Genomic DNA, 23767 nt, shown 5'->3' with positions numbered 1-23767 from the left:
ATCGCGCCGTACCCTCCCCCGGCGGGCGCGACGAGGCATTTAGCGCAGTCTGCGCACGACGTCCAGATCAGAAGAAAACGCAAGTGGAAAATCGCCCGTGCAGAAAATTAATTCCGCCACAAGGTTGCGATAAAGCCACTAATCCTAGGGTGAAGGCCCTGTGTCAACCCCCAAGTCTGGACGAAATCGCCAGTTGGGCGGAAGCCAGCCGAGCGACAGGCACTCGGAATGGTGAGCATGACACATAGTCAAACCCCAGATCGCGGCAAATGGCGATTGATTCGGGGTTTCCGCCATGTTCACCGCATACTGACAGGGTAACATCCGGCTGAGCCTGCCGTCCACGTTCGGACCCAAGTTTCAGCAATTCGCCGACTCCGTCCGGATCGAGCACATGAAACGGGTCTTCAGCAAAAACACCTTGGCGCACATAGGCCGACATGAACCGGCCCGCATCGTCGCGCGACAGACCATAGGTCATCTGGGTCAGGTCGTTGGTGCCGAAACTCAGGAACGACGTCTGCGGCGCAATCTCATCCGCACGCAAACAGGCGCGCGGCGTTTCGACCATCACACCCAGACGATACTCAAACTCCTGCCCCCGTTCACTTGCCACCGCCGCAGCGACGGAATCGATACGGGATTTGACAAGCTCAACCTCGCGCTTGGCAGAAACCAGCGGGATCATCACCTCGGGTACAACCGCGGCACCGTCCTTGCTGGCTTCGATGGTTGCTTCAAAGATAGCACGCGCCTGCATGTCGTATATTTCCGGCACGGTCACGCCAAGGCGAACTCCGCGCATTCCCAGCATCGGATTGTACTCGGTCATCGCCGCCACGCGTCGTTCGACATCGGAAACCGGCAGGTCCAGTGCCTCAGCCAACTCTCGCTGTCCGCTTCGCGTCGTTGGCAGGAACTCATGCAGCGGCGGGTCAAACAGGCGGATACAGACGGGCTGCCCTTCCATGATCCGGAACAGCTGCACGAAATCCTCGCGTTGCATTGGCAAAAGCCGCTCCAGAACCGCCGCACGCCCGGATGAGGTTTGCGCAAAAATCATCTCGCGCATCACGATCAGTCGGCCAGGGTCAAAGAACATGTGCTCGGTCCGGCACAGCCCGATCCCCTGCGCCAGAAAATTCCGAGCAGTTTGCGCGTCGGCCGGCGTGTCGGCGTTGGCGCGAATGGCGATGTCACGCTCATCATCGGCCCACCCCATGAGCGTCTGGAAACAGTCGTCCAGCGCGGCCTCCAGCATGGCCGGTTGTCCGGCCAGAACCTGCCCTGAGGTGCCGTCAATCGTCAACGTATCGCCCGTTTTGAACACGCGCCCGTCTGGCGCGCTCAACAGCTTTTTCTTGGTCTGAAACCGCATCTCGGACGCGCCGACGATGCAAGGCAGCCCCAAACCGCGACCGATCACAGCGGCGTGGCTGGTCATACCGCCCTTTTCTGTAAGAACTGCAACGGCCGCATGCATCCCGCGCACGTCTTCGGGCGAAGTTTCGCGGCGTACCAGAATACAAGGTTCGCCACGTGCGGCGCTGGCTTGCGCCTCGGCAGCGGTGAATACGATCTTGCCAGTCGCGGCACCCGGGCTGGCGGCAATACCGGTGGTCAGAACATCACGGCGCGCGTCTGGGTGAACCTGTCGGTGCAACATTTCATTCAAGGAATGAGGATCGACCCGCATCACGGCCTCTTGCGGCGGAATAATCCCATCCTCAGCCAACCGAACGGCAATCCGCAGCGCGGCCCGCGCACTGCGTTGCACCCGCACTCCGTCCAGAATGTGTACGTCACCATTCTGAATCACAAATTCGACCTGCATTTCTTCGCGCAATTTGGCGCGCATCAAGGCCGCATGGGATTTGAGTTCACTAAACACCTCTGGCGCGACCTCTTCCAAGGACTTGCCGCGAGGATCCTTTTCCAGATAGAGCGCGGCGACATCCTCGCCCAACGCGTCCCGTCCTTGGCTTTGGCTCAGGTAACGGCCAGTGATTTGCGGCATTCCTGTTGTCGGATCAATCAGTTGCAGCACGCCCGAGCCGCATTCGCCCTGCCCGACCCCCGGGATCATCTCTTGAATAACCAACCCCAGCCCGGCATCCGCAGGCGCGCCTTTGGCCTGTCGCAACAGCCGGGCTGACGTACCATCCCAGGCCCTTGCCATCGAGCGCAAAACGGCGATCAGTTGCTCTCCGCGATCCTGCGGGAATGCTTCATCCGTTTCGTCTTCGTAGGCCCGCAAAGACATGCGGAGCCCTTCACTTCCATCCGCGTCAATGTCGTCGAACACATCCGCATCCAGACGCGCCACGTGGATGGCAAAGCTTTGGACAAAACGCAGATACAGCGCAGCAGCGGCCTCATCGCCCATCGAGCCTGACAGGTCCAAATAACGCCCGTCATTCATACCGATGTTCAGGATCGCGCCGGGTCCGCCCCAATCGGGGTCCTCGGAACTGGGCCTTACGCACAACAGCGCGTTCTGATCGAACTGATCGAGGATTGCCGCTATGTCCAGAACCTGACCCTCTGCAATCTGATGAACCGCGTCAAAGGACAACGCCACGGTGCGCGGCACCGGCAGGTCCAGCCGGACCAGACGTTGCAGACATTTCGCCCGCCCGCCATGGGTGTTGGCGGCAACGGGCGCTTCGGTTGTGATAAGCGTGGTATGCGGATTATTCTGCACTGCAGCACCTTTTGGTTTCACTGCAGCATAAGCCCTTGCACCAATGGCGCAAGGGCGTTCTGGCTTAGCCTTCGATCTTGCTGAGGTCCGCGACGCTGGAGCAGACCTGTCGGATTTGGCTGAGCAGGTTCAGACGGTTGCGGCGCAGAATGTCGTTGTTGGTGTTCACCTGAACCTCGTCAAAGAACGCATCAACCGGGCCGCGCAGCGCCGCCATCGTGGCCATCGCCTTGGGGAAATCCTCGGCCTTGAGCGCGGGTTCGATCTCGGCCTGCGCTTGTTCGAGGGCGGCAAACAGCGCCCGTTCGCTGTCGGTCTCGGCGAATTTCACATCCGCGCCATAGGAGTATTCGACGCCGTCCTTTTCCTCGGCCTGCGTCAGAATGTTGTTGGCGCGTTTGAAGCCCTGCACGAGGTTTTCCCCATCCTCGGTCGCAATGACTTCGTTCAAAGCGCGGGCGCGTTTGACCAGCAGGTTGAGGTCGTCATTTCCCTCCATCGCGATACAAGCATCGATGATGTCATGACGGATGCCCTCGTCACGGAGGAACACTTTGAGGCGGTCATGGAAGAAAGAGAGGAGGTCAACAGCATTTCCCGCGTTTACCTCAAAAAACTCTTTCTTACGTTCGGCCATTACCTCTGGGTATGCTTCAACTCTTTCTAAGAGGCTTTCAACAACACTTGTGTAAATTCCAGCATCCTTGGCACTGAGAGCGATTTCACGAATTGGTTGAAAGTAATTTCGGTGTGCCAATTCTATCTGGTGCTTCTGTCCATGAATAAACAACCCTCCCAGCAAAGGAAGCCTCGCACCAGCTTCGAGAACAAGGCGTATTACCCCCAACGCCGCACGACGCAGCGCAAACGGGTCTTTCGACCCGGTCGGCTTCTCATCGATCGCCCAGAACCCGGTCAGCGTGTCCAGCTTGTCAGCCAGCGCCACGGTCACCGAGAGCGGCGCGGTCGGCACGTCGTCAGACGGCCCAAGCGGCGAATAATGTTCCTGCGCTACGGCGGCCACAGCGGCGTCTTCGCCTGCGGCCTCAACGTAGTAGCGGCCCATAAGCCCCTGAAGTTCGGGGAATTCATAGACCATCTCGGAACTCAGGTCAGCCTTCGCCAGACGCGCGGCTTTTTCTGCCTGATCAGCATCTGCGCCGGTCACCGGAGCCAGCTCACGAGCCAGAGCGGCGATGCGGTCGATGCGCTCGGCCTGCGTGCCCAGCTTGTTGTGGAAGGTCACATTCTCCAGCGCTCGGGTCCATTGAGCGATGTCCGATTTGGCAACGCGCAGATCATTCTCCCAGAAGAACTTCGCATCGGCCAGACGCGCTGACAAAACTTTCTGGTTCCCCGCCAGAATGGTCGCGCCATTGTCGGCGGTTTCGCGGTTAGCGACGGTGATGAAGCGTTCGATCCGGCCAGTTTTGGGGTTCTTCACGGAAAAGAACTTCTGATGCTCTTTCATCGAGGTTTGCAGCACCTCGGGCGGCAATTCGAGGAATTCCTCGTCGATCTGCCCCATCAGCACCACGGGCCATTCGACCAGACCGGCGACTTCGGCCAGCAGGCCCTTGTCTTCAACCACTTCCAGACCGGCGGCGAAGGCCATGTTCTGGGCGTCGTTCCAGATATGCTCGGCGCGTTCTTCGGGGTTCAGCACAACAAAGGCACGTTTCAGTTGCGCGGCGTAATCCTCGAAAGAAGTTACGGAAAACCGAGCCGGAGCCATGAACCGGTGCCCTGCAGTGGTGTCGCCGGATGTGATGCCTTCGATCTCTAACGGGACCACTTGCGCGCCCGCCTCATCAGACAAGATGCACAGGATCGAATGCAGCGGGCGCACCCAACGCATGGCCCCACTGCCCCAGCGCATCGACTTGGGCCAGGGGAAGTTGCGAATGGTGGCCTCAAGCACCTCGGCCACGATTTCAGCCGCCGGTCGACCGGCTTTTTCGATGGTGGCGAAATAGACCGCGCCCTTTGGTGTGTCGCGTTCCTCTAGTTGGTCGCGTGTCAGGCCCGCACCGCGCAAGAATCCTTCGATGGCTTTGTCGGGTGCGCCGACCTTGGGGCCTTTGCGCTCCTCACGGATCGTTGGGCTTTCGGCCAGCAACCCCTCGACCGCCAGCGTCAGGCGGCGGGGCGTGGTCAGGGCGGCAGCGCCAGAGTAGGTCAGACCGGCCTCGACCAAACCATCGGTGATCCGCTTTTTCAGGTCCTCGCCAGCACGGGTCTGCATGCGGGCGGGGATTTCCTCGGAAAACAGTTCGATCAGCAGGTCGGGCATTTTCGGTCCTTAGAAATTTACAATCGTCTGGATGACGATGGCATTGGCAATATCCACAAAGAAGGCGGATACAAGGGGCAGCACGATAAAGGCAATAGGCGATGGGCCATATCGCTTGGTAACTGCGGTCATATTGGCAATAGCTGTGGGGGTTGCACCCAAGGCAAAGCCACCGAACCCGGCGGAAAGCACGGCGGCGCGGTAGTTGCCGCCCATCACCGGGAACAGCACCCAGATCACGAAGGCCACGGCAAACAGGGTCTGCGCGGCCATGATCACGACGATAGCCAGACCCAGTTCGGCGATGGTCCAAAGTTGAAGGCTCATCAGTGACATGGCCAGAAAGGCACCCAGCGAGAACTCCGAGATCAGCGCCAATGACGGCGTGCGTGACACTGGCGGTGCTTTGGGCGCCAACGCGCTGCGTAGGTTGGCGATGACGATCCCCATGATCAGGCAGGGCACGAACAAAGGCAGCTTCAGCCCGGTGGCAGTGATCACCTCGTTCAGGGCATAGCCGAAAATGATCGCGAGGTTCAGATGTAGCAGAACCCGCATGATAGTCAGATGATCGATCTTGGCCTCGGCCTCGGTCGCATCATCGGGCAAGCCGACGGTGTGTTCTTCTTCCGGGCGGTCCGGGGTCAGATTTTTGCCTTCGACCAGATACCGTGCAATTGGGCCACCGACCAAAGCGGCCAGCACAAGGCCAAGGGTGGCCACCGCAACGCCCAACTCGGTCGCGCCTGCCATGCCGGTCACCGCGCCGACCTCGGGTGCCCAAGCGATGGCTGTGCCGTGACCACCGATTAGAGAGGCTGATCCAAACAGAACCCCTGCCTGCGCTGGATACCCGAATGCCACAGCCCCCGCCGCACCAACAACGTTCTGTGCAACAATCGTAATAAGCGTCAGAATAAGAAGCAAAAGCAGGGGCTTACCGCCGGAAATCAAATCGGACAGCCGGGCATTTAGACCAATCCCGGCGAAGAACACGACCAAAAGGAAATCGCGGCCAGAAAGGTCAAAGTTCAGCTCAAGCCCCGTAGCTAGATACAAAAACAGCAGAGCGAACGATGCCAGCAATCCACCTGTCACCGGCTCGGGGATGTTGAACTGACGCAGCAGCGCGACGCGGGCGTTGATCTCGGCTCCGATCAGGTAGACCGCTATCCCAAGGGTCGCAGTCAGCAGATTGGGTATTTCAAGTGGAACGTCGATCATCTTGCCCTCAACTTTCAGGCCGCGGCGGGCATTCCTCGCCTACGACCGTCCCGTCATAGGCTTTTTCACCGCAATTGTTCAGCGCGTGCCAGACATAGCCCTTGCCGTTCGTAGTCACGGCAACAATGCGATCAACGCCATAGTGGATGTTTTTGGCCCCAACAAACGCCTTTGCGGTCCCGGACTTCAGCGCTTCGGCAATGGCAACAGCGTCGTAGCAGTCAAACCAGCCTGGTGCTGTCAGCGGTTCGGCGTTTTCGACGGGTCGAAACGCGGCCAATTCTTCGGCCGTCAGATCGGTTTCGAAGCATGCCCGGTAGCGGATCGGAGAGCTGTCGGCGTCAATCGCCTGAAACGCTGTGTACCGGATTGGCTGCGGCTCATCCGCCCCTGCAGCAAGCAACGCCACGTCCTGCCCTGGCTTGGTATCTACATCATAGTAGAACCCATAGACCTGCAGGTAATACATGCCCACCCCGGCCAGAGCCGCAGATACAAGGAGAATGATTGCAAGAAGTTTTCCGGTCATTTTTTCATCATCCTGATCACGCGGCCTCTTTCAACTTCAAAGGAAATAGGCCAGTTTTCAAACCGGTACAGGAAGGAACGAGGCTTTTGGAATGGACATGACCCTTGCCGTTGGGTTCTTCGGCGCGCTGTTTGCGATCATGAACCCGATCACCAACCTGCCCGTTTTCCTGAGCGTCACTGACGGTTTGACACCCGCCGACCAGCGAAAGGTGGCCGCGAAAACGGCAACGTACTGCCTGATCCTCGGTGGCGCGTTTGCAGCTATTGGCAACCAGACGCTGGGCCTGTTCGGGATCAGCGTGGACGACTTGCGCGTTGCCGGCGGCCTTGTCGTTCTGATGATCGGTCTGAACATGCTGAATGGGAACGAAAGCACCTCGCATCACGGTACCGAAGGAGAAAAGCAAGCCTATCCCGAACCCGCGACGGTGGCGTTCTACCCACTGGCCTTTCCCATTCTGGTGGGGCCCGGCACCATCACGACGCTGATCCTTTACGCGCACCATATTTCCAAACCAGCAGACACTCTTATCTATGCAGGCGTATTCTTGGCCGTTTTGTTTTTGCTGTTCGTTACCTTCTGGAACGCCTCGGCCCTGTCCAAGCGTCTGTCCGAAAATGCCCGCGTCATCATGAGCCGTTTCATGGGCATGATCCTGTCGGCCATCGCGATTGGAATGATCGCTGATGGCCTGAAAGTATTGCTGCCCGGATTGGCCTGAGCGCCCCATCAGGCCTCGAACCCGGCAGCCTCGGTCAACAGGAACGCATCGGCACATTGCTTAGCAAGCGCCCGTACACGTCCGATATAGGCCTGCCGTTCGGTTACCGAGATCACACCCCGTGCGTCCAGCAGGTTGAACACGTGGCTGGCCTTGATGCACTGATCATAGGCCGGATGCGCCATGACAATGCGTTTGCCGGTTTTAGGGTCGTCATGTTCTTGGGCCAGAATGGCGGCGCATTCAGCCTCAGCTTCTTCGAAATGGCGCAGCAGAACCTCGGTATTGGCCACGTCAAAGTTCCAGCGGGCGTATTCTTCCTCGGTCTGTTTGAAGATATCACCATAGGACAGCGGGCTTGGGGACTGAGGATCGTTAAACGGCATGTCCATCACGTGGTCGATGCCGAGGACGTACATCGCCAGTCGTTCCAGACCATATGTCAGCTCACCCGAGACCGGTGCGCAATCGTGGCCGCCAACCTGCTGGAAGTAAGTGAACTGGCTCACTTCCATGCCGTCGCACCAGACTTCCCAACCCAGGCCCCAGGCACCGAGCGTTGGACTTTCCCAGTCATCCTCGACGAACCGTATGTCGTGCAAGTTCATGTCGATGCCGATGGCCTCAAGGCTGCCCAGATACAGCTCTTGCAGGTCCGGCGGGCTGGGTTTGATCAGTACCTGGTACTGATAATAGTGCTGCAACCGGTTCGGGTTTTCACCATAGCGCCCATCGGTCGGGCGGCGCGACGGCTGCACATAGGCCGCAGCCCATGCTTTGGACCCCAACGCGCGCAGAGTAGTCGCCGGGTGAAACGTGCCAGCACCCACCTCCATGTCATAGGGCTGCAGAATGGCGCAGCCCTTCGACGCCCAATAGGTCTGAAGACGCAGGATAATTTCCTGAAAAGAACGTGGTGCGCTGGACGGTTCGGTCATAACATTCCCTTTGGGCACATCCGCGCCCGGTTCCGGTCGGTTTTGCCCTTCCTATGCAAGGGGCCAAGGGGCGTCAACGGGCCAATGGGTCTTGGCTGTCACTGCGCCGCCACACTGGAAATTCCCCGTATTGCAAGCATGGCGTTCCGCCCCTTAAATCGCGTAACCTGTCGTACAGCTAAAACACTGCAAACACGGGCAGACAATGACACGCATATTCACTGCAATATTGTTTTTATTTCTCTTCGGCGTGCGCGCCGTTTTTGCTCAACAAGACACCGGTGTCTGGGTACAAGTCGAAGCGCGTCCGACACTTAGTGCCGCGCAAGAGCGCGCCCAAGCCTACGCGAGCGTCCTACCCGACGTGAATGGGTTTCGCCTGAACTCAGGCTGGTATGCCATTGTTATCGGGCCCTATTTGCGCAGCGACGCCGAACAGGTCCTGCGGGTCTATCGGGCTGAAGGACAGATTCCGGCGGACAGTTACATTGCATTTTCAAGCTCCTTTGGGCAGCAGTTCTGGCCGATTGGCGCGAATATCCTGAACCGTGGCGTGGTGACACCGCCCGTCGAAAACACTCCGCAGCCCGAACCAAGTTTATCGGGACTGACACCAGAGCCTTCAGACGAAACCCGGTCGCAGGCCCTGCAATCTGAACGGCTGCTCACCGCGCAAGAGCGCCGGGACTTGCAGACCGCCCTGCAAGCGGCTGGCTTTTACAACGCAACCATCGACGGTGCTTTTGGTGCTGGCACTCGCCGCTCGATGGGCGACTGGCAGCGGTTCAATGGGTTTGAGGCCACCGGTGTTCTGACAACTGCGCAGCGCAAAGCTTTGATGGATGACTACAATGCGCCGCTGATCAGTGTCGGCATGGATCGCTACTCTGACTCACAGGCTGGCATTGATGTGGACCTGCCTCTGGGTGTCTTGAGCTTTGATCTTTACGAGGCTCCGTTTGCTCATTTCACAAGCACAACCGATCTGAACGCACAGGCGCTGTTGATCAGCCAGGATGGCAACAAGGCCACGCTGGGTGCGTTGTACGAGGTGATGCAATCGCTTGAGATTGTCCCATTGGACGGCCCTCGAGAACTGCGTGGCGACCGCTTTACGCTGGAAGGTCGTGGAAACGGGATCGTGTCCTATACCGAAGCTGCTTTGAATGACGGGCGGATCAAAGGGTTTACGCTCGTATGGCCCGAAGGCGATGAGGCGCGCCGGGCGCGGGTTCTGGCTGCGATCAAGGCAAGCTTCCGCACAAACGACGCCGTTCTGGACGCTGGCGCAGGTGCGGATGCTGAACAACGGGTCGACCTTGTCTCGGGCCTACAAGTTCGCAAACCCCGCCTGTCCCGCTCGGGCTTCTTCACAGACGCCGATGGTACGGTCCTGACAGTCACTGAGGCCACTGACAGTTGCACCCGGATCACTCTGAATGACGATCAAGAAGTTCAGATCGCCTGGTCCGATGCCGATTTGGGTGTCGCAGTCCTACGCCCCCGTCGCAACCTTGTTCCAATCAACATCGCAGAATTTAATGCTGACAAACCGCGCATTCAGTCCGAGGTCGCCGTTTCCGGCTTTTCCTACGAGGGCGCATTGGGTGCCCCGACCCTGACCTTTGGCGAGATTACCGACGTGCGCGGCCTGAACGGAGAAGACGGTGTCAAACGGCTGGCTTTGGCAGCGCAGCCGGGCGATGCAGGCGGTCCTGTCTTCAATGACGCCGGGCAGGTTGTGGGCATGTTGCTCCCCACCCATTCTGAGGGGCGCACCCTGCCTGCCTCGGTCAGCCTGGCAGCCACGGTGGACCGGCTGAATACAGTTCTGGATAAAGCAGGTGCGACTGGGACGTCCGGTCAATCGGCCGCCGAAATCTCACCTAATGAGTTGAGCCGCAGGGCCAATGGCATGACCGTACTGGTGCATTGCTGGGATTAAGCTGAACAGGGAAAGAAAAAACGCCGCCTCTTCAGGCGGCGTTTTTTTGTGACTAAACGATGCCCGGCGTCACGCGGATCAAAGTTGGAACCGGCGCATCAAAGGCGCCCCGCACAGCGGCTTGCATTTCTTCGAGATTGGACGGAGCCGCGGACAACGCTCCAAACGCCACGGCCAGCTTGCAGAAGTCAGGGTTCCGGGCAACGACAGCATTAGGTGCGATCTGGCCACGAACCATGCTGTCTTCAATCTCTTTCAGCTTGCCGTTGTCCCACAGGATGATGGGCAGCGACAGGCCCAGTTCGACCGCCACGCCAAGTTCCATCATCGTGTAGTGGAATCCATAATCCCCTGCGATGACGGCCGTAGGTTTGCCCCGACGCGCCACAGCGCCACCTATCCCGGCAGGCAAGCCATAGCCCAGCGTGCCGAACCCGGTCGGGTGATGCCAGTGATAGGGATAAGGCATGTCCCAGGCTTCTTTCGCGACATAGGCAATTTGAGTCATGTCTGAATAGATCATCGTATCTGCTGGCATCGCGCCACGCAGCGCATCCAAAACAGGCATGATCCCCGGTCGCTCGGCATCCGATTCAGCGCGCCAACGCTGGCGGGCTGCTGCGACCTCTTGGGGCGCCCATCCACTCGCGGGATTTACATTATCGATCGCAGCCAAAAGGGCCTGCGCGAACCCCTCACCATCCGCCTGTAGCTTGATACTTGCGCGGTGGTGATCAGACAGCACTGCGGGGTCAAGATCGACCCGCACTAGATGCGAACTATGCCCAAGCGTATCGCGCCATAGATCAACTTCACCCAGTTCCGCGCCGACAGCGACAACAAGATCTGCCGACCCAATCACCTCGGCACTGCCGGGACGGGGCAGCGTTGCGCCGAAATCCAACGCATAATTCAGCCCGGCCATACCGCGACCGGCATAGGTGGTGAAACAAGCCGCCCCAAGCTGGGTAAGAATTTGCCGCCACAGATTGGATCGCGCGCCGCCGCCCAGAATGAACAGTGGCCGACGCGAGATATTGAGCAGCGACAACACCGGAGCAACATCTGGCGGCACTATCTTGGATCGCAAGCCGGGTTGATTAGGAAACGGTGCTGGGTCTGCCTCGGCCTCAAGCTGGGCAATCGGTACCTGAATATGCTTTGGGCGCGGTCGGGACAGTTCGAATTCTTCGAAAGCCCGCTCAACCAACCCATAGGCAGCCTGCGCAGTATTGGCCTGACAGGACCAGTCCGTCACTGTCTCCGCCGCCCCGCGCTGATCCTTCATCTGGTGCAATTGGCCATGAATTGCCTGCGTTTCGTCCAGGCAAGAGGACATCACCAACATCGGCACCGAATCCGAGTAGGCCTGCCCCATCGGCGTCATGATATTGCACAGCCCCGGCCCGGTGATCACATAGGCCACCCCCGGCTTGCCGGTCGCGCGGGCATAACCGTCGGCCATGAACCCCGCCCCTTGTTCGTGGCGCGCCAGAACATGGGTGATCCCCGCCTCTTCGATACCGCGATACATTTCTTGATTATGCACGCCGGGGATCCCGAAAATCACATCGACCCCACGATCCTTCAACATGTGCGAGATCTGGGCACCCAGAGGTCTTCTCATTAGTTTCTCCAGAATTGGACGGTGAACAACGCATAGACGGCCAGCAGTTCAAGCCGCCCGACCAGCATTCCGATAGACAATAGCCATTTGGCCGTGTCGTTAAGCCCCGCAAAATTGCCTGACGGCCCGATCTGGGAACCCAGACCCGGCCCCACGTTCGCAAGCGCGGTGGCAGCCCCCGAGACCGAAGTAATAAAGTCCAGCCCCGTCAGCGCCAGTGCCCAAGCAAGCACCCCCAATGACAGCACGAAGAACATGAAAAAGCTCATCACCGAGGTCAGAACATCCGTCCCAATCGTGCGACCGCCATATTGCGGGGTGAAAACGCCATGCGGAGACCGGATGCGGCGAATCTGGGTTTTGATCGAGGCGAAAAGCAGTTGATAACGGAAGATTTTAATCGAGCAGGCGGTTGATCCGGCGCATCCTCCGATCAGGCCGATCAAAAAGAACAGCATGACCGGGAAACTGCCCCAAGTCATGTAGTCAACACTGGCATAACCCGTACCGGAAATGATCGAAGTGATGTTGAACAGGGATTCCCGGAATGCCTGTTCCCAATGGTGCGGAAAGACCGACGTCAGAAAAACCGCCATCACGATAACCAGCACGAGGATCGTGGCAAGAAAGGTCTGTATTTGACTGTCCTGCCACAAAGAATTCGTGTTGCCATTGGCGAACTGCACGTAGCGCACAAAGGGCAGCGCCGCGAGGATCATGAACACCGCAGCCGCATATTCGGTCGGTCCTGAAAACTGCGCGAATGAGGAATCGTAGTTTGCGAATCCACCTGTCGCAATCGTCGTCATAGAATGCACGACGGCGTCGAAAAAGCTCATCCCCAAACCGGCGTAAACCAGCGCGCAAACAAAGGTGAGAAAAACGTAGATCAGCGAAATCTGGCCCGCAATCTCTTGCGCGCGTGGCAAGATTTTTCCCATGGTTTCAAACCCTTCCGAGCGGAAGATTTGCATCCCACCGACCCGAAGCTCGGGCAGGAATACCATGGCAACAACAATGATACCGATGCCGCCCAGCCATTGCAGCAACCCGCGCCACAACAACAGCCCCTGGGGCAGATCATCAAGGCCGGATATTACCGTCGAGCCCGTGGTCGTGAGTCCTGACATCGCCTCGAAATACGCATCAACAAAGCGCAGATCGGTCTCGCCAAACAGAAACGGAATGGCTCCGAAGAAAGGCAGCGCCACCCAGACACCGGTTGTCAGCAAAAAGGTCTGGCGGATGGTCAGCCCTTCGCCCACCCCGTTTGAGCAACTGATGGACAAAACGACGCCCGTCAGCATGGTGATGACGCCGCTTTCCAGGAATACATGCCATTGGCCCCGGCCTTCGATAAGATCCGCAAGCATAGGCAGCATCATGGTCGCCCCAAGAATGGCGACCAACAGGCCAATCACATATCCAACCGGGCGCATGTCCGTCATGAGGCGCAGCGTTGGCGCGCCTGCACGACTGTGTCAAGCGGATGTCCCGATTACTCGTCCGTTTTGCTGCCAGGTGTGGGCATCGCAGGCGGCTTTGAAGGGGCGCGTGTCCGGCGCTGCGGCGCAGCAACCTGTGCCGGTTCCGCTTTAGCTACAGCAGGCTTTGCCGCCGTCGGTTTCGGCGCTGCAGGTTTTGTCTGCTCGGTTTTAGAAGCAGCAGTCGCGGTCGCCATTTTCGGTGCCACGGGTTTCGCGGTTGCGTTTGCCACCGCGGTCCGGGCTGCAGTTCTTGGAGCGGGCTTCGTTGCAGCCTTTGCAGCCGCTGGTTTCTGAGCCGCCGCTTTAACGGGAGCCTTTGCGGTCGTTGGTTTAGCCGTCTGCGTTTTAGCCGCGGGTTTGGCTACCGCAGCTGACCGACGGGTCCGGGGTGCAGGCTTTGCGGGCGCGGCGCTCGGCTTCGCTTCCTGTGGTTTCGCGGCAGCAACCGGCTTAGCCGCCGTTTTTGCGACCGGTTCCTTTACTGGGGCAGCCGCTGCCTTGGCTGATTCGGCTTTGGGTTTCGGTGCAACTTTGGTCCTTGCCACCGGTTTGGTTTTCGACGTTGGCGCCACTTTGGCTTTGGCGGCGGGCTTAGTGGCGGCCGCTTTTGACTTGAATTCAGGCTTAGCCTTTACCGGTGCGGGGACCGAGGATGATGCGTGCAGGGCGTGTACCGGCACGAAGGGCAGCTCCATGGCCGAGTCGGCCAGAATTTTCATGATCTTCAGTTGGTTGCTAACCGCGTATCCAGCCACACGAATGGCCGCCGCCTGGAATTCCAGCGGTTGGGTAATCGGATTCATTAGTCGTTTCTCCTGTGAAAGCGATGCAGCCTGCGAAGGAAAGAACGACCCTACCCCGTCCCGATCCCTCGGACGGATTACAAAGGCCTGAAGTTCCGGGGCGTACCACGTCTCGGCTTCCTTTCAGAGTGGTGCGAGCGTTGATACGCTGGCACACCACGGCTGCATTCCAGGCTATTTTAGCCCGGAAACCAGTGCGAGCGCAGCATTACTTGCTGCGGTGCGGCAAAAAATCGCCAATAGACTTACTTTGAGACTTCCCCAGGCCCCGCGTAGTCACCCGACATGGAACAGGGTCGAGAACAAGCGTGGATCCAAGCTGGCTGCGACAAACGTCGGCCCTTCGGTCAGAACCGACACCGCATCATGGCTGTGGAGGCTTTCCTGATGGCTGGCCACGACGCGGAAATCACCCACATGATGATCGGCCAAAAGCTCAGCACAGAAAAGGCGGGCGGCATCTTCGACAAAGATCGGGTTGGCGGCATTCAGTTCGGCAAAGGCCTGTTCGTCCTCACGCTTGACCATCACCTGCGTTTCTGTCGGAACGGCACGGCGGCAGAGCGCGATCAGATCCTCAAACCACAGGCAATCAGCGTCGCAATCCACGACGACGGAAATGCGCGCGACTGAACGCTGCGAGTGCGGCGTTGCGAGCTGGCCGCGCTGCGATCGTGCGTGTTCGCTGAGTTCCAGAGAACATGGGCAGGTCGAGGAATAGACATAGTCCAGATGCATGATTTTCTGGCGAACGCCGTTCTGCTCCACCAACTCCAGCGCTATGTCGTAATACTGATACCCTTCCAGCCCCGACCGCAGACTTTTTACACGATCCGGATAGGAGAACCGCATCTGGATGCGTGCATCAAAGCTGTCCAGATCGGTCATGTAATCATCCAGCGCGGCCTCCATGACCTCAAAGCTGAACGTGCGCTCGGCATGTTTATAGAACGACCGCATGATGCGGGACATGTTGATGCCCTTTTTTTCAGCATCCAGGCTGACAGTTCCGGTGACAGATGTTTGCAGAGTCAGGTCATCGCCGTGCTTGCGGTGGAATCTGATCGGCAGGCGGAAATTAGAGATACCCACATGCTGTATCTGCTGCTTGGCCCCGCGGATCAGACTGGACGGTCCATTCTGCAGATCAGGCAACGTCGCACGGTAGGTCGCATCCACGTTGAACCCCTCGGGGTAGTCACGTGATAGCGATGGATAATTCACCGGAACCAACCCCGGCACCAAGCGTGCAATAGCCGGGTCAAGCTGGCTGATTTCGGCTTCGGTTGCGTTCTCGGCCCATTTGCGTAGTGTTTTCAGCGCGACGGCGGCCTCATCACTGTCAGGTGCGTTATCAATGTCACGGGAATGCAGGTTCATTGATCAGGGTTCCTCGGTTGGTCGCCGGACTATATACAGCTTCGACGCTTTTTCCAGTTTAACCGTATACGCATCAACACACAGCCCGGATGAAAATCTGCACGGAAATCGGCACTTGGGCCTAATTCGAGCAGCTTCAATCCGGGCTTATCAGAATATAGAACGGTTTTAACGCTGAGAAACGTCCAATGCTTGTTTAATATCGGCAAGCAAGTCACCAGCGTCTTCCAGACCAATGGACAGACGGATCAGTCCGGGCGTGATACCTAGCTCGTCTTTCTGCTCATCGCTGAGTCGTTGGTGAGTCGTGGTCGCCGGATGGGTGGCAATCGACTTGGCGTCGCCGAGGTTGTTCGAGATCACCGGAATCGTCAGCGCGTTGAGGAATGCAAACGCAGCCTCCTTCCCGCCTTTGATGTCCAGCGATAGAACCGTGCCACCCTTACCGCCCAGCTGCGACTGCACCAGATCGTTCTGCGCGTGGGTTTTCAGCCCCGGATACAGCGTACGCTCCAGCGCGGCATGACCTTCCAGTGCCTCCGCCACCATCTGTGCGGTTTCAGCTTGCGCATTGACCCGCAGCGCCATGGTCTCAAGACCTTTCAGCATGATCCACGCGTTGAACGGGCTGAGCGCACCGCCGGTATGCTTCAAGTACGGCTCGACGGTGCCGCGGATAAAGTCCTTCGTGCCGATGATGACACCACCCAGCGCACGGCCCTGTCCGTCAATGTGTTTGGTCGCCGAATAGACCACGACATCGGCGCCCTGCTCGATCGCGCGCGAAAAGACCGGAGTGGAAAAAACATTGTCCACTATCACCACCGCGCCAACCGCATGGGCCAGCTTTGCAACTGCTGCGATGTCAATCACCTCAAGCGTCGGGTTCGACATGGATTCGAAGAACACAGCCTTGGTGTCAGGGCGAATTGCAGCCTTCCAGGCGTCAAGGTCGGTGCCGTCCACAAAGGTAACGTCGACCCCATAGCGTGTCAGGATGTTCTCAAGAATATACAGACACGACCCGAACAGGGCCTTGGCGGACACGACGTGATCACCAGCCTGCAACATCGACGTCAAAGCCGCATTCACAGCCGCCATGCCCGACGCGGTGGCAAAAGCGTCTTCACCGCCTTCCAACGCCGCAATGCGCTGTTCGAACATCGACACCGTCGGGTTGCCATAGCGGGCATAGATGAACTCGTCCGGGCCGGTTTCGATGAACCGGGCCTCGGCCTGCTCGGCCGTTTCATAGACAAATCCCTGAGTCAGAAAGATCGCCTCGGACACTTCATTATATTGGCTGCGACGGATGCCGCCATGGACGGCTTGGGTGCGTTTGTTCCAGCTCTCGCTCATGTCATTCCTCTCGGCCCTTGTCTGGCAAGGGCATCAAAAAAACCCCAGACGCGGTCAAGCGAAAGGGGCCTTTCATCCTGACCTTTTAGCGGTTTTGTTTAGCGTGGCCCGCAATCCGGTAACAAATCGCCACGTAGTGTTGTTGCCCTTACGCCGCACTTGCTGACTCGTCAACCCTGACAAGGGCAACGTCACGGTTCTGTAACCGTCCTTTCACCAAACCGTCATAGCGTCATGACACATCGGCACCACAACATCTTGTGTGAGGCAGAGCAGATGCCAGTAATCAGGATCAACGCCGTGGGCGACACGCTCGCTCTACACAAAAGCCCGCAATCCCCGCACGGTGTATTGCGACAAACATGCGACACACAGGGTCCAGTTATCATCATGACGCACGGGTACAAGTATCGCCCTGATGATGCCAAAGCCTGCCCTCACCGTCATATCCTGTCGCTTTACCCAACACCTGTGCCCTGGCACTGCCCAAGTTGGCCGCAACAACTTGGGTTTGAGGCCGGTTTTGATGACGAGGGCCTGGGGATAGCGTTTGGTTGGAACGCACAAGGCCCGCTTTGGGTTGCGCGCCGCCGTGCGGTCGACGCCGGGCGCGCGTTGGCCGAATTAATCAAGGAATTGCGCAGACTGAACCCGAAGCGATCTATCCATTTTATCGGGCACTCCATGGGTGCTGAGCTGGCGCTGGAAGCATTGCACCACATTGCCCCCGGATCGCTGAGCCGCATCATCTCAATGTCAGGGGCCGTTTACAAAAGCCGCGCACTGGATGCGCTGGACACGCCTGCAGGTCTGATGGCCGAGTTCATCAACGTGACAAGCCGCGAAAACGACCTGTTCGACTATTTGTATGAATGGATGATCCAACCTCCCCAACGTGGAGACCGCTGCATCGGCGCTGGCTTTTATGCGTCAAACGCCGTCACGCTGCAAATCGACTGCCCGCATACCTTAGACCACCTTTCGCGCCTGATCTTCCCAGTCGCGGACCCTCAGAGACGAATTTGCCACTGGTCCAGTTATACGCGCCCCGGCGTACTGCGCGTCTACAATGCCCTGCTGCGTAACGAGGATCGTTTGACCTTGTCCCTTATCAGGAACGGCCTGCCGACAAGATCCACCCGCCGCTGGTCGCGGCTTTTTGCGTTGCCCCACCCAAAAGGGCTCTTGCCGTTTGCACAGAAAACTTCATGATTCCCTCAACCTGAGGAGGCATCATGATCGACCTGTATTTCTGGCCCACGCCAAATGGCTGGAAAGTATCCATCGCGCTGGAAGAGATGGAACTGCCCTACACCACCCATCTTATCAATATCGGCACAGGCGATCAGTTCGACCCCGAGTTTCTAAAAATCTCACCCAACAACCGTATGCCCGCCATCATCGACCCAGATGGCCCCGGCGGCGAGCCGGTCTCCGTGTTCGAAAGCGGCGCGATCCTGATGTATCTGGCCCGCAAAACCGGGCGGTTCTATGGCAGAACGGAACGCGATAGGATCGCCGTCGAAGAATGGCTGATGTGGCAGATGGGCGGCGTCGGCCCCATGGCTGGTCAGGCGCACCACTTCCTAAAATACGCGCCTAATCTGGAGCCACCGCAAGACCTTCCCTATCCCAAAGACCGCTATCGCACCGAGGTCGCCCGTCTATACGGTGTGCTGGACCGGCGGCTGGCCGAGAACGAATACGTCGCGGGTGATTTCTATTCCATTGCAGACATTTCGATTTGGGGTTGGGCCAGCTTGTGGGAAGGCCAGCAGCAAGTGTTGGACGACAAACCCCACTTTGCCCGCTGGCTAGAGGTGATGAGCGCCCGTCCGGCGGTCCAGACCGGACGGGCGCTTCATGCAGAATTGCGCACGGACAACCGAGGTAAACAGGCCCAGAGCAACTTGTTCAAGCGCTAGTATTGGTTGATGGCGGCTATGAGCCCAACCTGTAAAATCGGATTCTTCGCTGCACGCGCGTGCAGCACGGAAAATACCGCACTCGCGTTGGATACACCGCCGCACGACAGCGAGAATAGCGGCCATTGATGGTTGGTGCAGCGAAGATGGAAACCTAATTAACAGGTCGCGGACAACGTTGTCGTTCGCTGCGGTCGCGCCAATGTCCACTATTGAGATATTCCGACCGATTTTGCCGCAAACTGACTAACTTTCAGCGAACGTGGGCTCTACGGTTTCCATAAGTTAACCACTCCGAGTTTCGCTCATGAAAATCGCTTCACTGACCATTTTTCAGCATGACCTGCCAGTGAAGGATGGTCCGTACACAATGTCGTATGGCGAAATTTCCGCCCTTGACACAACTCTGGTAAAATTGGTGACCGATGATGGAACGGTCGGTTGGGGCGAAACCTGTCCACTCGGCCCGCTCTACGCCGCCGCACATGCAGACGGGGCGCGTGCCGCGCTTGCACTGATGGCACCAAATCTGATTGGCGCAGAAGTGCTCCCGCTTGCCATCCATCGAAAGATGGACGCACTGCTCAGCGGCCATGCCTACGCGAAGGCTGCTGTTGATATTGCTGTCCATGACGCGATTGGCAAATCTCTTGGGTTGCGCGTTTGCGATCTATTGGGCGGAGCGGTGCAAGAATTAGTTCCCGCTTACTATGCGATTGGCGTCGAGACGCCCGAAGACGCCGCCAAGATCGCAAAAGAAAAGCGCATGGAGGGATATCGTCGCTTGCAATTGAAAGTCGGAGCACACCCAACCGACTTGGACATCGAAGTCATTCACAAGGTTTGGGAAGCCATCTCTGGCAGTGGCATGCGTCTTGCCATTGATGCCAATAGAGGATGGACAACCCGGGATGCCATCCATGTCAGTCAGGCATGCACTCATATCCCATTTGTTGTAGAACAACCGTGCGAGACCAACGAGGAACTGCACCGATTGCGTCTGCTGTTGCGGCATCCTCTCTATCTTGACGAAAGCTCATATGATCTCAACACCGTCATTGGCGCTGCAGGCTCCGGCCTCGCCGACGGCTTTGGGTTCAAACTCACACGTCTCGGTGGCCTACACCCGATGACGACAGCCCGCGACATATGTGCCGCGAGACATCTGCCTCATACGTGCGATGACGCATGGGGTGGAGACATACTTGCAGCAGCCTGCACGCATATTGGTAGCACCGTAACCCCGCGGCTATTTGAAGGCACTTGGCTGGCGGCACCTTACATTGACGGTCACTACTGCGAAAACGGTGGTCTGGAAGTGAAGGATGGGCACATCAAACTGCCCGCAGGTCACGGCCTCGGTGTTTCACCGGCTGAGGATTTGTTCGGAGAACCAATCCATATCTACTAGGTTGGTCTTCGAATTCCGTTTTACATAGCTGCCATTCGCTACACCGCAGCGAACCAGTCTGTTCTGGGCTCTGAGCTGCCCAATGCTCAGGCAGCAATGCCCTCGCCGCAGTCGAACTGTAACGCGCCATCGGAAAATCTGTGCAAATCCTTGATCTGGCAGTGTCTTTGTTAAATCGCCGTCGTTCGCGTCATAGAAGCCGAGATGTGTGCCAGCCGCGACGAAACCGAGGTCTGAGCCCAATCTGTCTTATGCTGCGGAACAGCCGAATGTCCGCTTTTCTCTCAGGCGGCCGTCACGGCACGTGCCATCGCAATGACCTTAAGCCAACGTGGAATAAACCTCGGCAACTCGCTGAAAGGTCCAATAGAAGGCGATAGCCGCACATCCACCGGCTAACCCCACTCGTAGGGACACCCACAAACTGGAGTTCACGCGCCGACACATTATCAAGGCAGGCCAGAGTGCAAGAATAATGGCAACTTGGCCAAGCTCGACGCCAAGATTGAAAGCAAGCAGGCTTTGCCAGATGTTTGGAGATGTGACCTGCAAGATCTTGTGCAACACAAAGCTAAACCCAAGCCCGTGCAAGAGGCCAATCAGCGTTGTCAGAAGCACCATCGTGACTTCAGAGCGCGCATTGTCCTTAAAACTCATAAACGCTGCGACAGCTGCAAATATGATAGAAAGCGCGATTCCGGTTTCAACGGCAGGAACAAACCACGCGCCCGATGGTACAAACCCGAAAAACCCCAGCGACAGCGTTACGCTATGCCCAACGGTAAAACCGGTTGCACGCAGCAATAGCGCCCTGAGGGTCTGCGCTCCAATGACCAAACACACAACAAAAAGAACATGATCCGATCCTTCGAGGATATGTCGTATACCTTCCCAGACAAAACTCAGGAATCCTCCATACCCCTCTTGCTGAACCACCAATGGTTCAGTCATCAGGCCCCGAGATCGGAATATCTGCGGTGTGTCTGACGCGTAGTCGAGAATGAGGTTGGCCGTTTGGTCCTGATCGGGCAAGCCGGGGTCCAGCACGTTGGTAATGCTGTAAGATTGGACCGGGCCGTCAGTGTCATAATGCAGGACGAGATCGACAATTGTGTCACCAACAAAAAGCGGTGGCGTTAAGGCCGTTGCGGTGTCCACGGCCTGTTGAGCTTCGGCCAAAGTTGCAAATCCGGGCTCATTTCCAACTTGATGCAAGCGAACCGACTTAACTGTTCCTCTTAAGCGCTGATTGTCGACCAACAGATGCAACCCACCTTCGGCGAATTGTCCCAGCCCATTAGGATCGCTCATGACAGCCTGCAAGTCGACAAAGTGCACCAACTGACCGTCGCTCAATGCATTAGTCGTGAATGGTGCAGCTTTCGGCAAGGCATCACCATCCTGATCACCGACCTTGTCTGCAACCAGATAAGGCATGGGCGTACGGATGTAGACACCCAGACCGCCTTCGGAATGCTCGACATGCGAAATTCGAACGTTGAGGTTTAGCAAAAAATGCGCCGAGGCTGACAGCGTCAGTGACAAAAGCACTCCGACAAACAGAGCGCCGAAAGCAAAAACCTTTGGTCTTAAACGCTCATGCATTTGGATCTCGGGCCTCGATTACAGTTAATCCATCCAGCTTCCATTGCCCTGACTCAGGTACGACCTCGGCTAGCACCCGGAACGTAACCGCGCGTATATGGGCGTGCCCCCAATGACCACCTTGGGCTTTCACTGTCCATTTGGCCAGAGTGCTAAATCCACACGGTTTGAGGGTCGGGTCAACGCGCTCTAAACTCAGGTCTCTTATTTCAGTAACCGTAGCAAGACTGCCTCCTGGCGTTCGTATTGCGAGACCACGTTCTACCTCGGCTGCGATGTCGCCCAGAGATGCTGCCGTTACAATGTGGGCCAGCTCTGCCTTTCTTGCTGCCGGCGAAGTTTCCAGCGTCACCGTGGTCAAGTTTTCGACCATCGAGCGCAGTATATCTTCCGCAACCTGCTGCTTAGGGGGCTCGGGTTTTTTCCAGGGTAATTCCAGCAAATATCCCGCAAACACAAACGTTGCCGAAGCAACGGCAATCATAGTCACGCAACTGGCACGCTTTGCGACTTTGCCCCTGGTTAGCAGGAGAAAACCGAGTGAGACGGCGCTGATAATCCCGGCGATCAAAGCCGCGGCAGGGTTCTGCCGTTTCTGCTGCTCAACTGGAATCTGAGTAACAGATGCTCTTTGGTATTGGAGTAGGTGGTTCTGCCAGTGAAACTGAGGGTCCGCAGGTGTAACAGCTCCAAAGAACGGCCCGGCGATATCGTTTGAAATGGTCGTAACGCGGGAAATTTCCTCGTCAAACATATCCCAAGTGACCGCCACCTGATCGGGAAGGTCTGCCGATGAGAAAGACAGGATAGCTCCAATAAACGTATTGTTCACAGACACTTCCTTTCCCGGCTGGACAACCTGAAAACCCTGAGATGTCAGCTCCAGGAGTGTTGCAGTAGCGTTTGATGGTCGCACTGACTTGCCATCAATGGTCACCGGGTTTCGAGAAGCCAAAAAGGACGCCGCCTGGTTTACGATCAAGGCGCTATGTTGTGGCGAAAGCGTTTGCCCCACTTCGAAAGTTTCACCAATCCAAGGCGCCAGTTCACGCAAGCGGATCAGTGTTTCATGCCGAACTTCACGAGGTTCGATGTAGAGAAAGGTGGATGTCCCATCCTGAGCTTTTCGATTCAGGCTTTCAGCAGAAAAGCGGCTGTCCCACGGATCAGGCCAGTGAATCTTTAACTCTGCCGGCTTTGCCAAGAAACTGAAATCCGTGACCGGAACCTCTCGGTCAAAAACCTGCATCCCGATTGTCACCAGTGGTTCGCCATCCTGCGAAGGAGGCATTATGGTCAGCTCGTTGGGAACTGAGTTCTGAAACGGAAAGAACACTTCGACGAACAGAACACGCGGATCTTTTGGCGGGCTGGGAACAATTTGACCCGAGAAAGGATCGCGCTGACCTGCAAGCGGCGAGGCCCGGTCGATGCGCGTTCGGTATTCCACCTTTCTGATTTCAGTGTTTAGAGCCCGTTCGTCCCTTCCAACAAGAGACAGCGCCCGGCTTTCGGCTTGGGCAGAGCCTTGATTGGACTCCTGTTCAGCCTCCGGCTCACCCTCGACGAAATCCGATGACCAACCGATTGGCAACATATCCGCAAACAACGGAATATCTTCGACATAGATCTCAAGGTCGATGTAAACCCCATCATCTTTGACATGAAGGACAGCAATATTGGGTGCGACTTCCGAACCGTTTGTCAAAACGACATCTGCTGAAACGTCCAGTGCACCCGAGACCATCACGCTCAGCATCACGAATAGTCGGCACAGATACCGCCAAATTAGAATTTTGTTCACCCCTGAACT

17 protein-coding genes and 1 riboswitch are annotated in these 23767 nt (G+C 57.4%); of the genes, 5 read left to right on the top strand and 12 right to left on the bottom strand.

The genetic code is table 11. The features are described 5' to 3' along the window. Positions 1-163: 163 nt before the first annotated feature. The 4 genes from ACR0LN_RS01115 to ACR0LN_RS01100 are packed head-to-tail and all read right to left on the bottom strand — an operon-like array spanning position 164 to position 6750. Entirely contained in the window at positions 164-2725 is a 2562-nt protein-coding gene (locus ACR0LN_RS01115) for a putative PEP-binding protein (RefSeq protein WP_480427129.1), read from the bottom strand. A 43-nt stretch (positions 2726-2768) separates the two neighbouring features. Continuing rightward, positions 2769-4997, bottom strand: coding sequence for a glycine--tRNA ligase subunit beta (glyS, locus tag ACR0LN_RS01110; protein ID WP_480427128.1), 2229 nt, complete (start codon positions 4995-4997; stop codon positions 2769-2771). A 9-nt stretch (positions 4998-5006) separates the two neighbouring features. Then, positions 5007-6221 carry a sodium/glutamate symporter gene (gltS, locus tag ACR0LN_RS01105; protein WP_480427127.1) on the bottom strand — a complete coding sequence of 405 codons (1215 nt, stop codon included), beginning with the start codon at positions 6219-6221 and terminating at the stop codon, positions 5007-5009. Positions 6222-6228: 7 nt separating this feature from the next. Then, positions 6229-6750 (bottom strand): DUF6446 family protein, encoded by a 522-nt coding sequence (locus tag ACR0LN_RS01100; protein WP_480427125.1) that lies wholly within the window; start codon positions 6748-6750, stop codon positions 6229-6231. A 91-nt stretch (positions 6751-6841) separates the two neighbouring features. Between ACR0LN_RS01100 and ACR0LN_RS01095 the strand changes: the two genes are divergently transcribed. Further along, the gene (locus ACR0LN_RS01095) at positions 6842-7474 is read left to right on the top strand and encodes a MarC family protein (RefSeq protein WP_480427123.1); all 633 of its coding nucleotides are present in this window, start codon (positions 6842-6844) and stop codon (positions 7472-7474) included. Between the two features lie 8 nt (positions 7475-7482). Here ACR0LN_RS01095 and ACR0LN_RS01090 read toward each other — a convergent pair whose 3' ends face one another. Continuing rightward, a complete protein-coding gene (locus tag ACR0LN_RS01090) occupies positions 7483-8412 on the bottom strand; it encodes a glycine--tRNA ligase subunit alpha (protein ID WP_480427121.1) in 930 nt (309 codons plus the stop codon). Between the two features lie 205 nt (positions 8413-8617). Between ACR0LN_RS01090 and ACR0LN_RS01085 the strand changes: the two genes are divergently transcribed. Further along, complete coding sequence (locus ACR0LN_RS01085) at positions 8618-10357, top strand: serine protease (RefSeq protein WP_480427119.1); 1740 nt, start codon at positions 8618-8620, stop codon at positions 10355-10357. 52 nt (positions 10358-10409) lie between these two features. Here the strand turns inward: ACR0LN_RS01085 and ACR0LN_RS01080 are convergent, their stop codons facing one another. From ACR0LN_RS01080 to metZ, 5 genes are all read right to left on the bottom strand, one after another. Continuing rightward, positions 10410-11984, bottom strand: coding sequence for a thiamine pyrophosphate-binding protein (locus tag ACR0LN_RS01080; protein ID WP_480427118.1), 1575 nt, complete (start codon positions 11982-11984; stop codon positions 10410-10412). Then, complete coding sequence (locus ACR0LN_RS01075) at positions 11984-13432, bottom strand: TrkH family potassium uptake protein (protein ID WP_480427116.1); 1449 nt, start codon at positions 13430-13432, stop codon at positions 11984-11986. Before ACR0LN_RS01075 ends, ACR0LN_RS01080 begins: the two co-directional genes overlap by 1 nt. A 50-nt stretch (positions 13433-13482) precedes the next feature. Next, a complete protein-coding gene (locus tag ACR0LN_RS01070; RefSeq protein WP_480427114.1) occupies positions 13483-14274 on the bottom strand; it encodes a hypothetical protein in 792 nt (263 codons plus the stop codon). Positions 14275-14550: 276 nt separating this feature from the next. Continuing rightward, positions 14551-15654, bottom strand: a complete 1104-nt coding sequence (folE2, locus tag ACR0LN_RS01065; RefSeq protein ID WP_480427112.1) for a GTP cyclohydrolase FolE2 — start codon at positions 15652-15654, stop codon at positions 14551-14553. A 168-nt stretch (positions 15655-15822) separates the two neighbouring features. After that, entirely contained in the window at positions 15823-17013 is a 1191-nt protein-coding gene (metZ, locus tag ACR0LN_RS01060) for an O-succinylhomoserine sulfhydrylase (RefSeq protein ID WP_480427109.1), read from the bottom strand. Positions 17014-17078: 65 nt separating this feature from the next. Then, positions 17079-17156, bottom strand: a riboswitch (SAM riboswitch). 133 nt (positions 17157-17289) lie between these two features. Here metZ and ACR0LN_RS01055 point away from each other — a divergent pair. From ACR0LN_RS01055 to ACR0LN_RS01045, 3 genes are all read left to right on the top strand, one after another. Continuing rightward, positions 17290-18225, top strand: a complete 936-nt coding sequence (locus tag ACR0LN_RS01055; RefSeq protein ID WP_480427108.1) for an alpha/beta fold hydrolase — start codon at positions 17290-17292, stop codon at positions 18223-18225. 23 nt (positions 18226-18248) lie between these two features. Further along, on the top strand, positions 18249-18938 hold the full coding sequence (locus ACR0LN_RS01050) for a glutathione S-transferase N-terminal domain-containing protein (RefSeq protein WP_480427106.1): 690 nt from the start codon (positions 18249-18251) through the stop codon (positions 18936-18938). Positions 18939-19245: 307 nt separating this feature from the next. After that, positions 19246-20349, top strand: coding sequence for a mandelate racemase/muconate lactonizing enzyme family protein (locus tag ACR0LN_RS01045; protein ID WP_480427104.1), 1104 nt, complete (start codon positions 19246-19248; stop codon positions 20347-20349). A 321-nt stretch (positions 20350-20670) separates the two neighbouring features. Here ACR0LN_RS01045 and ACR0LN_RS01040 read toward each other — a convergent pair whose 3' ends face one another. Both ACR0LN_RS01040 and ACR0LN_RS01035 read right to left on the bottom strand, forming a co-directional pair. Continuing rightward, entirely contained in the window at positions 20671-21954 is a 1284-nt protein-coding gene (locus ACR0LN_RS01040; RefSeq protein WP_480427102.1) for a HupE/UreJ family protein, read from the bottom strand. Next, positions 21947-23758, bottom strand: a complete 1812-nt coding sequence (locus ACR0LN_RS01035) for a hypothetical protein (RefSeq protein ID WP_480427101.1) — start codon at positions 23756-23758, stop codon at positions 21947-21949. Before ACR0LN_RS01035 ends, ACR0LN_RS01040 begins: the two co-directional genes overlap by 8 nt. Between the last annotated feature and the right edge of the window lie 9 nt (positions 23759-23767).

The sequence above is a fragment of the Ruegeria sp. AA6 genome, from assembly GCF_056542865.1.
Note: the sequence above shows the minus strand (reverse complement) of the source record. Positions and strands in the feature narration are given on the sequence as shown.